Source organism: Clostridium neuense (assembly GCF_045310695.1).
Lineage (GTDB): Bacteria > Bacillota > Clostridia > Clostridiales > Clostridiaceae > Clostridium_S > Clostridium_S neuense.
The window spans coordinates 20,270-32,623 of record NZ_JBJIAA010000023.1; the positions used below are offsets into that span (position 1 = coordinate 20,270).

The window sequence follows — 12,354 nt, forward strand, 5'->3', positions numbered from 1 at the left end:
AATTATCACAATTTGAAGTATAGAATAACTGGTAATTCAAAATACTGACAGAAGCATAGCATTGAGTTATAATAAGTTCAACTAGAAGTCGTAATATGCTCATAATTATTTTAAGATTTGATTAGCCATGAATTATATAATATATGATTTGGAATTTAATAAAAAATGCTTAGATTCTACTGAAGCTGAATGCAACAATGCTTCAAGCTTGTCCTTTGAAATCATTCAAATTGGAGCATTAAAGCTTAATGAAAACTTTCAAACAGTTTCTAAATTTAATGCTCTCATTAAGCCTACTGTTTATCCTAGCATTCATCCTTATATAGAAAACTTAACTAAAATAACTAAGGAAAACAATATCCGTGAATGCGTTAATACTGGCAAACTTAGCGAAGATTTTCATACCCTATCACAGCCAGAAGATTTATATGACTATGTAAGACTTGAAGATATTAATAAGTTGAAGGATGAAGTAAACTTAAAAAGAATAAAAATAATTGCAGCAGATGGTCCAGCTGATTACATGAGACCTACTTTGAATGCTATGGACGAAGAAACCTTTAAGCTTTTCCTTAAATATCATTTGTCTACGTGTGAAAGACCAGAGCTTCTTGGTGCAAGTGCTCATACTGTGGATATTTTGAAAAAGAGTAGAGTGGATGTGGATTTACCTTTCGTTTCTCTCAGGTAAATCTTAGAACTTAATTGGTTCAGCTACGCTGAACACTATTTTTATGCCATGCGCAAGCATTAAGTTTAAGATTTTTTGCAGCGACAGCAGAGAAAAATCATCCTTCACTCTACTCTCTGCTCTCTACTCTCTACTCTTCTTGAAATTCTAGTTTATAGGGATAAATTTAGTATTAGTAATTTAAAGCTTCCAGCTTGTTTATCTATAAGGAGGTGAATCTGTATGAAAAGATCATCGAAATGTATTGTGAAAGAAAGCTCCGTGCAAAGACTGCATGAAAATAAACGATAGATTTGTTCGGAGCTAGTTTGAACTAATTGTGTGGTCTTTGCTTTATATTTACAAATTAAATGTAGATTGGAGCATGAACATATGAATATAAATTTTAATAATATTGACATGAAAACATGGTCAAGAGCAGAAACATATAAATATTTTACAGAAACAGTATCAACCGTTATTTATTCTATTAATGTAACAATAGACATCACAATTCTTAGAAATGCATTAAAAATAAAGGGATTAAAATTCTTTCCTACATATTTATACCTGATAACTAAGGTTATGGGAAAACATCATGAATTCCTTATGGCAATTCATGATAATACCTTAGGCTATTTTGATTATAGAACTCCCTTTTACCCTGTGTTTCACGAAGATGATAAAACAATAACATTTATTTGGACAGAATATAATAATGATTTTGATATTTTTTATAAAAATTATACTTCAGATATAAAACAATATGGAAAAGTTCACGGTACTATGCTGCCAAAAGGAGCACCTCCTGCTAATAACTATATTATATCTTGTGTTCCGTGGTTTTCTTTTAACAGTATATCCATGCAACTACAAAATGCAAGAAATTATTACGCACCCATTTTCGAATCCGGTAAATTCACTGAAATAAATGGCATAATTACAATGCCTTTATCCATTACAGTTAATCATGCAGCAATAGACGGTTACCATATAAAGCTGTTTTTAGATGATTTGCAATGGGAAGTAAATCATCCTGAAAAGTGGATTAAGAATGTAAAATAGTAAATTGGATAAAAGAAACTTAAATGTGATAGACGTATAGGAAAAACCTCACTTCCAATAGATAAGGAGAACCTTACCACAAATAAGTTTTAAGGCTTGAAATAGCTTGCCTAAGGTTATCTTTATAAGTAAAAACGCCATAGCATAGTTAATAGTGCATTTACAAAATATGTTATAATAAGAGTTGGAATAAATTTGATTAGTTTATTTATAATATTTGAAGATTGAGTAATATAAATAGTAATCTGTAGAGGAACTATATGTCATTAAATGAATATAAAAATGAAGTTAGAGAATTTTTAATTAAAATGGGTTCATTAAATGGGGATAATCATCAGAAAATAACTTGGTTAAATGAGGAATTTGAATTGTTAAAAAAGGCTGTAAATGCAGCAGAAAGAGATAAGATTGAACATCAACTATATGATATGTTATATTTGCTATTTGAAATGGCTGCAGATAATAATTTTGACTTAGATAAGGAATGGCGAAAAGGAAGCAAAAGAAAGCAAGAAAAGTATTTGAAATAAAAAATAAATTCTAATTTATAGTTGAGGTAATTTGAAATATTCTTTTAATGTATAGTAAAAGCAACCTTGGTGTTACTTTTCGTTTCTTTCAGGTAAATCTTAGAGCTTATTAGTGGTAACAGTTGATAAAACTTCGAATAAAAAAGTTATCTTTGGAATTTAATATTTTATATGTTTATTTTTTATAAAAATTTGGTATAATATAAATAAGAATGAAAAAATAAAAATAGGGTGCTACCAACACCCTATAGTATACAATTCTAGTTGCAGAGGCAACTGGCATCACTATAATTTAATATGATTAAAAAATAGTAGCATCCAATTGCGAGTGGGGGCTACTATTTTTTTGACATTTTATCAATAAGTAACACTATAAATGTTAGTAGTGTTAATAAAAATAATCCTGCCTGAAATAGTAACATCAAAGTATCGTTACTCATATGTATCACCTCCCTTCAAAAGGGATGAGTGATACCAGTAGCCCACATTTAACTATAAAATTGTACTTTAGAATTATACCATAATTATGTAAAAATAAATATAAGAATAAAATGGAAAAACCTCACTTGGAATAGTTATGGAGAACTGTATCATAAATGATGCGGTTTTCTGTAAAAATAGATTTAACCAAAGGTTTAAATAGGAAAAGTATCTGCCTAAAGGTATAATTAATTCTATTATGAGATACTTTATCTATATTAACCTATTTATATATGATAAAATGTATTGATTGGTATTTATGAAAAGGAGGACTCAAATGCAAAATTATAAGATGATGATAGCCTATGATGGCAGAAAATATATTGGGTTTAATAAAACCAAAGGTAACCTAGAAAAGAGTATTCAAGGTAAATTAGAATTGATATTATCAAAACTCTATGAAAAAGAGGTAGAGGTTATTGGTGCGGTTAATACTGATGCCGGGGTACATGCTAAAGGACAAATTGTTAATTTTATAGCACCAGATAATAGGCTAAACGAAAAAGAACTTTTTGATTATTTCGAAAAATATTTAACTGATGATATCATTGTATTATCAGTAGAACCTGTTGATGAAAGATTTCATAGTAGATATTTAATGAAAAGTGCAACTTACGAATATCGTTTATGGAAAAAAGATGCTCCTAACCGTCCTTTGTTTGAAAGACGATATGTTAACTTAATGAATCAAACAATAAATGTAGCTAAAATTAAAGAAGCTGCAAAAGAGCTTTTAGGTGAACATGATTTCTTAGCTTTTACTACTAATAAGAAAACAAGGAAATCAATTAAAAAAATACTTTCTCTTGATGTAAGGGAAACTAGCCATGAGATCATTATTACTATGAAAGCAAATGGATTTTTATTAAATATGGAAAGAGTAATAGTAGGTACATTAATTCAAGTAGGACTTGGTCAATTACCTATGGATATAATCCAGAAAGCTTTTAAGTCTAAGGATATGAAAGATGTAGGTCATAAAGCTAGTGCAGATGCACTTTGTTTATTAAGTATTGAATACTAAATGCGAAGTAACAATGCTTCGTCTCGTTAAAAAAGTCCTATAAATCTAATTGATGATTCTAAGCAAGTGCCTGCTTGAGGTATAGAAGGATAACGATCATATACGGGGTTTGGGATGTGTAATCCCATTATCCTTCTTTAACTTGTATTAGCCATCTATATATTAGCCCAAACCCTGTGCATGTTTACTCGCTTAAAAAATGCTCAGACAATTGAAATATCTAAGTATTTTACAATTTTTCAGTCAAGATTTATTAGAATTTTTTTAAACTGCTCCTTCAGCATTGTTACTTCGCTCCCACGGTAGTGCAGGAAAAAAATTCCTCCGTACCTACGGAATTTTAGGCATAAATCTTTGTAATCAATTAAATTGTTATACAATATATTGCTCTTAATTTCTATTGATTAATTATGGTTACAGAGAATTTTTCGTAGAGAAACGGAAATTTTTTTCCTTCTATTTCCAGTTTAGTGAAGTAACAGTCCAATCTTATACAACGAATTAAATCAATGTATTAACTCCATTTACCTTAGCTTGTTCATCATCATCTATAGGAATAACAATGCATTTCTTTCCATCTATTATTTGTGATTTTATTTGGTCTACTTTTTCAGGTTTTACATGAACTACAACATCATAGCTATTCGCAGGAGCTTCTTCATTTTCAGTGCTATCTTCCTTAACTTCCGCTTCAGCATCAGAGTTTTGTTCTAAATTAGCATCAGAATCTACTTCTACTGTAGAATCATTTTCTACCTCTGAAGCTGCTTCCTTTTCTGAGTCTTGTACACTATCTTGCTTTGTTTTTTCAAGTTCTTCTTCTAGTGCTTTTACTTTTTTCTGAAGCCTTTCTTCCTTTTTCTTTTGCTTATTTGCTTCAATTACCTTTTTATCTATTAGATGTTCCGCTGCCGGAGGTGTATCTCTAAATTCCTCTGTATATTCTTTTTCAATTTTCGCAGTTATTTCCTCAGGAATTCCGCTTTCAACTAAAATATCTTGGATATTGTCATTAGTCAAATTCAGAGGCTCAGCATCCTTACCATTAACCGTGTTGTGCTCCTCTACTACATTATTAAGAGTTTCCTGAATCTCCCCTAGTAAATGCTCAGCCTTCTCATCATCACCGCTTACTGCCTTACGAATGATATTATTGAAAACTTCTTTCTGCTCTGTAGCCGTTTGTTTTGAACTGCAGCCTAAAACCTCTTCCATAAATTCCGGATGTGAATCCTTTGCATTTTTTGTATAGTATATTATAGAATCGATATCAGCGCTGCGGTCTATAAATGCTGGGAAAGTAAACCCAAGATCAGGTGGGCCAACTATCCAATCCCTAATACGTGCTCCAATTCTATTTTCATCTTCAAGATATCCAAGAGCTGGCTTTGCAAGTGATACCGGACATATTGCACATAAAATATATTCATAAACTTCTTCAGATTCATCCAACTTTGCATTATCTGTGGTTTTTGTCATTACATCATAAGCATCATGAAAAATAAGTATTAAAAAATTACCTGCGTAGTCATAACTATCTATAACTAGTTTATAAAAGCTATCAAGCATTGCCTCATCCTTTAATTTACTCATCTTTAGTCCCATCAAAGAATGTTGTCTACCGCCTACGTTTTCTTCCTCAAGCGGAAAATTAAGTTCTAAAAGATTATTTCCCACTGTTCCTGATAATGTTTTTTTTGCAATCTCTAAATATTTAAAGAACTCTTCCTCTTCTAGATTTAAAAAAGTTTCATCAAGCTTTAATATAATATTTTTCTCTGCATTTACATAACAGCCGCACATTTTAGTAAAGGTACACTCGTCCTTTTTTAAACGTCTTTTTAATTCCAATATATCCTTTTTTCTCATATATAGCTCTCTCACTTTCAATTCAAGTTGTTTATATAGTAAAACTACCGGAAAACTTAAACCATTTATGTTTCAAAGTACCAATTTCAAAGGCATTATGATGCATAAATAGTTTGCAATTAGGCTAGTTCCACTATAGATAAACCATTTGAAGTTTTAAGGTGGTTTATCTTTATTTATATTATAATACATTCTATAGCGATAAAGTAACTGCAACTCAAACAAAAATCAATTGCTATCTTAACGAAAGCAGCAATAAACATTAATTATATAGTATAATATCTATTAGAATATAAGATAGTTGAAGCTAATAGTTTCTAATATAATAATGGATGGAGAGCATAAAGAAATGTCAATGGAATTAAAAAATGATCCTCATAAAGAGATAACGGCAGAATTAGAGAAACATTACAATAAGTTTTGTGAAGACAATAGATTAAAAAGCAGATATGGTCAGGTTGAGTATTTCACTTCCATGAAGTATATTCATGAGTATTTACAAAATAATATGAGTGCAAAAATTTTAGATATTGGTGCAGGAACTGGCAGATACTCTGTTGAGCTTGCCAATGAAGGATATGATGTTACTGCCATTGAACTTGTAAAACACAATTTAGGGGTTTTAAAGTCAAAAGGAAGTACAGTAAAAGCATATCACGGAACAGCCTTAGATTTATCACGGTTTTCAGAAAACACTTTTGATATGACTCTAGTATTTGGCCCAATGTATCATTTATACACCTTTGAAGATAAAGTAAAAGCACTTAACGAGGCAAAGCGAGTAACGAAAACCAATGGGCTTATTTTAGTAGCATACTGTATGAACGAATACAGCATAATAACATATGGTTTTAAAGAAAACAACATTCGTGCATGTATTGATAATGGAAAGCTTACTGACGATTTTCATGTTATATCTGGACCAAAGGATTTATATGACTATGTAAGAATTGAAGACATTAACAAATTAGATGAAAAAGTAGGCTTAAAAAGAATAAAATTAGTTGCAGCAGATGGACCAGCTGATTATATGCGACCAGTCTTAAACTCTATGGATGAAGATACCTTTAAGCTTTTCCTTAATTATCACTTTTCAACCTGTGAAAGGCCAGAGCTTTTGGGAGCAAGTGCACATACAGTTGATATCCTAAGAAAAGAATAGTAACTACTGCTTTTTTTTAATTTAATCTATGATTAATATTTTTATATTAACTCTCTCAATGAATATATTATCTCCATAAATACTCGCCAAATTACTATATGAGGACACTGGAATAAAAAATACTGAAGATTATTTAAGCCAAAGACAAAGCACATAGAAATCTAAATTTTAAATTTCTATGTGCTTTGTCTTCTTATCATATTGCATTACTAATTTAATACTTGTAAGTTTATACTTTTTTTAACAAAATGCATGTTTGCTTTGTAACTTGTACCAAACATGTCTGTTACCAGTTCTAATATTTATAAAATCATTTACAATATTACCATAATAATTTATATAACAACGTCTTATTTATTTTTTTAAAATACTAAATGTTTCTTTTTATAACATAAAAAAATTTTTTCTGACAAAAATATCTTGAATTATATTAAAAAAAGCCTTATTATAATACTGTTAAATAATAAATAATAATTTATAACTTTTTTATTATAGAGAAAAATAATCTCATGTTACATATATATTTTTTAATTTTGTAAGTTACATTTGCTGCTTTTTTAAGCTTCATCATGTCCAAACTTGTACGTACATGAGATACTTATTATTGACTACTTGAACTTACCAATAATTTCGCTTAGTGAGAAGTAATCAAATTTGTTTGCTTTGCGAAAAAAAACATATAAAGGAGACTTATAAAATGACGAACATCGATTACTCTTCTGAAAGTTATTTAAAAAAAGTAGATGCATATTGGAGAGCTGCCAATTATATTTCAGTCGGACAATTATATCTTAAGGGCAATCCTTTGCTAAGAGAGCCACTAAAACCTGAACATGTAAAAAATGCTGTTTTTGGTCACTGGGGTACAATTGCTGGACAAAACTTCATTTATGCACATTTAAACCGTGTTATTAACAAATATGACTTAAACATGCTATATATATCTGGTCCTGGTCACGGTGGACAAGTTATGGTTTCTAATTCTTATTTAGACGGAAGCTACAGTGATATTTATCCTGAAATGACTCAAGATGTAGCAGGTTTATCAAAATTGTATAAACAATTCTCATTCTCAGGTGGAGTTGGTTCACATGCAACCCCTGAAGCTCCTGGTTCAATACATGAAGGTGGAGAATTAGGTTATTCTATAGTACATGGTTTTGGAGCTGTCCTCGATAACCCTGATTTAATTGCTGCTGTTGTTGTTGGTGATGGTGAAGCAGAAACAGGACCTTTAGCTACTTCTTGGCAAGTAAATAAATTTATAAACCCTGTTACAGATGGTGTTGTATTACCAATACTTTATTTAAACGGATTCAAAATCAGCAATCCTACAATTATGGCTCGAATGACTGATGAGGAATTACAAAAATACTTTGAAGGCTTAGGATGGGATCCAATATTTGTTGAAGGCGATGACCCTAAAGTAATGCACCGCTTAATGGCTGAAAAAATGGATGAAGCTATTGAAAAAATCCAAAAGATTAAGAGAAGAGCCGCTGAAGCAAATGATATGTCCAGACCTAAATGGCCAGTTATCCTTGACAGAACCCCTAAAGGATGGACAGGTCCAAAGGAATTAGATGGCAAACCAATTGAAAGCTCCTTCCGTGCTCATCAGGTTCCAATTCCTTTTGATAGCAAACATATGGAACTTGCAGATGAATTCACAAAATGGATGAAAAGCTACCGTCCAGAAGAATTATTTACTGAAGATGGTAAATTAATAGATGAAATTGCAGAGATTATTCCTAAGGGTGATAAACGTATGTCTTCTAACCCTTCAACAAATGGTGGAAAAATCATGAAAGCTTTACGTTTACCAGATTATCATGATTATGCCATCAATAATGAAGTTAAGGGTAAAAGCGTTGCACAGGATATGCTTGTTTTAGGTAAATATGTACGTGACGTTATGAAATTAAATAAAAAAGAACGTAATTTCCGTGTTTTCAGCCCAGATGAAGCTGCTTCAAACCGTTTATATGCTATGTTTGAAGAAACAAACCGTCAGTGGGTAGGAAAAATCAATGAACCTTATGATGAATGGCTAGCTCCAGATGGACGTGTATTAGATTCAATGCTTAGTGAACATATAGCAGAAGGTGCTTTAGAAGCTTACCTATTAACTGGCCGTCATGGTTTCATTCATAGTTATGAATCATTCTTACGTGTTGTAGATTCAATGGTTACACAACACTTTAAATGGTTAAACCAATGTGAAGATATTCCTTGGAGAGATAAAATTTCTTCTTTGAACTTAATCATGACTTCACACATCTGGCAGCAGGATCATAATGGTTATACTCACCAAGATCCAGGTATGCTTGGACACTTAGCTGATAAAAATTCCGGCTTAATTCATGAATATTTACCACCAGATGCAAATACTTTACTTGTAACCTTCGATAAATGCTTGAGAAGCGTAGGACAAGTAAACTTATTAACAGCATCAAAACATCCAAGACAACAATGGTTTACTATGGATGAAGCTGAATACTTAGTTAACAATGGTTTAGGAATTGTTGATTGGGCAAGTACAGACAAAAATGGAGAAACAGACATAGTATTTGCAATGGCTGGAGATACTCCAACACTTGAAGGCTTGGCCGCTGTACAATTGTTACATGAGTATTTACCTGAACTTAAAATCAGATTTGTAAACATAGTTGACTTATTAAAATTACAATCTCCAGAAAGCTATGAGCATGGTATCTCTGATGAAGAATTCAACATGATATTTACTACAGATAAGCCAATTATCTTTGGATTCCATGGCTATGAAAACTTAGTAGATACTTTATTCTTCAAACGTGCTAACCACAATGTTTCTGTCCATGGCTACAGAGATAAAGGTGAAATCACAACTGGCTTTGATATGCGTGTATTAAATCAGTTAGATCGTTTCAACCTTGTAAAAGATGCAATTTATCATTTACCACAGTTAGGTAACAAAGGTGCTCATATCATACAAGAAATGAATGAAAAATTAGATATGCACACTAAATATGTACACGAAAATGGTGTTGATTTACCAGAAATCGCTAACTGGGAATGGAAAGGTCTTAACTAATTCTAGAATAATAAAGGAGCTGGAGCACTACTTTTTAGTGCTCTCGCTCCTTTAATTTCTATGGATTATATGCAGTAAAATAGCTATTAAAAAATTTTAACCACTTCACAATTTTGTCTTGTGCTTTCTGTAACCAATAATAAAAATTTCAAAGTTACACTAAAATTTCAAAATACAAATTGTAAATAAAGTGATTGTTGATAATGCTAGAAAAATTAAAGAGACACCAGCCTTCTTTTTTCTTGCTTCCATTACAAGTCTATCATTTTCGCTCATAGAAGATGGATATTTTCTTCTACCAATCAAATATAGTAACAATCCGCCGCTTCCATTTTGACCACTCAATGAAAAAAATGCCCAAAACTTTGGATGTTTCAACCCCCTGCTTCTTGCGTCAAGTTCTGTCATTTTATAAACTTGATACTCAAGAGTTGACGCTCCTAATATAATTACAAATATTGATACAATTAAATACCAGCTCATATAAATCCCCTCCTAAAATTTCTTAATAATTTGATAGAATAATGCAGTTGTACTTATTACCATAACAGATGCGCTTGCTATCATCATACATTTGTTCCTTGCTATCATGCTATTGAAAAATATAAATAAAATAAGTAATAATACATTAAATCCAATAGCCATCAACAACCTTTTATTACTATTTACAACATTGGTGCTTTCCTCCAAGTGTTTTATCATATTCGAATCTCCTTTCAGCAATTCATCCAAACTAATCCCATAGATGTCGCTCAATTTGATTACACTTATAATATCTGGATAGGATTTTTCATTTTCCCAATTTGATATTGTCTGCCTAGATACCTGTATTTTTTCTGCTACCTTTTCTTGAGTTAATCCAGAATCTATTCGTGCTTTTTTTAATTTGCTTCCAATTTCCATAACAATACCCCTTCCATAAATATATTGCCATATTTAAGAAAATTCGTCTATCAAACCTTTTTTACATGATGTTTTTTCAATGTCAAAATACTTTTACATGTCCATTTTTATAAGCTTCAGAGCTTTATTCTAACATTATCACTTACATCAAGTTCCTTATCAATTTTAGCTCTTAGTCCTAAGTCAATAAATTTTGCATATGCTACACTTATTATATATAAAAATAAAAAGATGAATTGCAATCAAAAAGATTTTGCCAAGCCTTTTTTCAAGTATATGAGATATCATCTCTATGGTTTTTACCTAGTACAGCATCAATTACTGCCTGATTTCCGTCCTTTTGTGGAATTTTGTAAAGCAGAGCAAAATAACAATATCAATATTACTTTTTGCGTGCCTGTAAAAAATTAAAAAGTGAAGAGTTTAGGATAATTTCTTTCCTTTACTCTTCACTTTCCATAACTCTCCTCTGTTAATTGTCCATTGTCAACTGATATATGTTCATATAACTAGCATGTTCCAAAATAGAATCCAGCTAATTTTAATATTCCAAGTTGTTTATCTTTAAAGATAAACTACTCTGAAACTTGGAATTTATTTGTACCAAAATGCCGTCTTCTGGGCATTATGGTGCACATGAATTTTAATAGTTGAAGCGGTTTATCTATAATCCTTCAATATTAATTGAGATTTAAACACTATTACGGCATTTCCAGAGACTTTAACTTCTACCGGTTCTTTATCTTCTATTTCTACCTCAACTTCAATAATGCCTGCCCTTTTTATAGCTTCCCCCTGCTTAGCCTTAAATTTAAGCAAAGAATTGTTGTGAGGAACAAGATTATAATGGACAAGATATGCACCTAAAGGACCATTTGCATTACCAGTAACAGGATCTTCATTAATGCCTATTGCAGGCGCAAACATTCTGCCGTGTATTAAAACGTCACCGTCCTCAGGAGTAACTGTAAAAACATAATATCCATTACATGTAATGCTCTTGCTTAACCTAGAAAGTTCATCATAATTTGGCTGCAGCGAATTTAAGGTTTCTATACTTTTTATGCCTACCATAACTTTAGAATGACCTGTTGAAACAATTTGAATTTTATAGTTTTCCATAAGATCACTGTTTTTTATATTAAGTGCTGCTAAAAGCTTTTCTTTATTCGAGCCATCAATTATACTTCCAAACTCAATTTTACCTTGTGTCATAACAATTTTATAGTCGTTATCTTCCTTTATTATATCAACGGGCAAAATTCCAGCACCTGTCTTTTGATAAACCCTAGAAGTATCTAGTTCTTTTTCAATAGCATAGGCATAATGAGCCGCAATAGTGGCGTGACCGCAAATTGGCACTTCACTTATTGGAGTAAAAAAACGTATATGCACATCATACTTACTGCTATTTGAAGGAAAAACAAAGGCTGTCTCAGAATTATTAAGTTCTCTCGCAATTTTCTGCATTTCAAAGTCGGTTAATCCATCTGCATTAGTTATTACTCCTGCTGGATTTCCTGTAAATTTCTCCTTTGTAAATGAATCAATTTGATATAGTTTATATTTCCTTGTCAT

11 protein-coding genes are annotated in these 12,354 nt (G+C 31.3%); 6 read left to right on the forward strand and 5 right to left on the reverse strand.

Features of this window, described 5'->3' with window-relative positions:
• Positions 1 to 127 precede the first annotated feature (127 nt).
• The 3 genes from ACJDT4_RS21275 to ACJDT4_RS21285 all read left to right on the forward strand — a co-directional run bounded on the left by ACJDT4_RS21275 (position 128) and on the right by ACJDT4_RS21285 (position 2,265).
• Entirely contained in the window at positions 128 to 691 is a 564-nt protein-coding gene (locus ACJDT4_RS21275; protein ID WP_406789615.1) for a hypothetical protein, read from the forward strand.
• A 372-nt stretch (positions 692 to 1,063) separates the two neighbouring features.
• Positions 1,064 to 1,735, forward strand: a complete 672-nt coding sequence (locus tag ACJDT4_RS21280) for a CatA-like O-acetyltransferase (protein ID WP_406789616.1) — start codon at positions 1,064 to 1,066, stop codon at positions 1,733 to 1,735.
• 260 nt (positions 1,736 to 1,995) lie between these two features.
• Positions 1,996 to 2,265 carry a hypothetical protein gene (locus ACJDT4_RS21285; RefSeq protein WP_406789617.1) on the forward strand — a complete coding sequence of 90 codons (270 nt, stop codon included), beginning with the start codon at positions 1,996 to 1,998 and terminating at the stop codon, positions 2,263 to 2,265.
• A gap of 338 nt (positions 2,266 to 2,603) precedes the next feature.
• Here the strand turns inward: ACJDT4_RS21285 and ACJDT4_RS21290 are convergent, their stop codons facing one another.
• Positions 2,604 to 2,705, reverse strand: coding sequence for a putative holin-like toxin (locus ACJDT4_RS21290; RefSeq protein WP_406789618.1), 102 nt, complete (start codon positions 2,703 to 2,705; stop codon positions 2,604 to 2,606).
• Between the two features lie 317 nt (positions 2,706 to 3,022).
• Between ACJDT4_RS21290 and truA the strand changes: the two genes are divergently transcribed.
• On the forward strand, positions 3,023 to 3,769 hold the full coding sequence (gene truA / locus ACJDT4_RS21295; protein ID WP_406789619.1) for a tRNA pseudouridine(38-40) synthase TruA: 747 nt from the start codon (positions 3,023 to 3,025) through the stop codon (positions 3,767 to 3,769).
• A gap of 501 nt (positions 3,770 to 4,270) precedes the next feature.
• Here truA and ACJDT4_RS21300 read toward each other — a convergent pair.
• Positions 4,271 to 5,638 (reverse strand): DUF4317 domain-containing protein, encoded by a 1,368-nt coding sequence (locus tag ACJDT4_RS21300; RefSeq protein WP_406789620.1) that lies wholly within the window; start codon positions 5,636 to 5,638, stop codon positions 4,271 to 4,273.
• 385 nt (positions 5,639 to 6,023) lie between these two features.
• On the opposite strand from ACJDT4_RS21300, the gene ACJDT4_RS21305 reads away from it, so the two are divergent.
• Together ACJDT4_RS21305 and ACJDT4_RS21310 are read left to right on the forward strand one after the other, a co-directional pair.
• Positions 6,024 to 6,800, forward strand: a complete 777-nt coding sequence (locus ACJDT4_RS21305) for a class I SAM-dependent methyltransferase (protein ID WP_406789674.1) — start codon at positions 6,024 to 6,026, stop codon at positions 6,798 to 6,800.
• A 697-nt stretch (positions 6,801 to 7,497) separates the two neighbouring features.
• The gene (locus ACJDT4_RS21310) at positions 7,498 to 9,873 is read left to right on the forward strand and encodes a phosphoketolase family protein (protein WP_406789621.1); all 2,376 of its coding nucleotides are present in this window, start codon (positions 7,498 to 7,500) and stop codon (positions 9,871 to 9,873) included.
• A gap of 159 nt (positions 9,874 to 10,032) precedes the next feature.
• On the opposite strand, the gene ACJDT4_RS21315 is transcribed toward ACJDT4_RS21310, so the two are convergent.
• The 3 genes from ACJDT4_RS21315 to ACJDT4_RS21325 form a co-directional block, all read right to left on the reverse strand.
• The gene (locus ACJDT4_RS21315) at positions 10,033 to 10,356 is read right to left on the reverse strand and encodes a hypothetical protein (protein ID WP_406789622.1); all 324 of its coding nucleotides are present in this window, start codon (positions 10,354 to 10,356) and stop codon (positions 10,033 to 10,035) included.
• Positions 10,357 to 10,368: 12 nt separating this feature from the next.
• Entirely contained in the window at positions 10,369 to 10,776 is a 408-nt protein-coding gene (locus tag ACJDT4_RS21320; RefSeq protein ID WP_406789623.1) for a helix-turn-helix domain-containing protein, read from the reverse strand.
• A 660-nt stretch (positions 10,777 to 11,436) separates the two neighbouring features.
• Entirely contained in the window at positions 11,437 to 12,354 is a 918-nt protein-coding gene (locus ACJDT4_RS21325; protein WP_406789624.1) for a PhzF family isomerase, read from the reverse strand.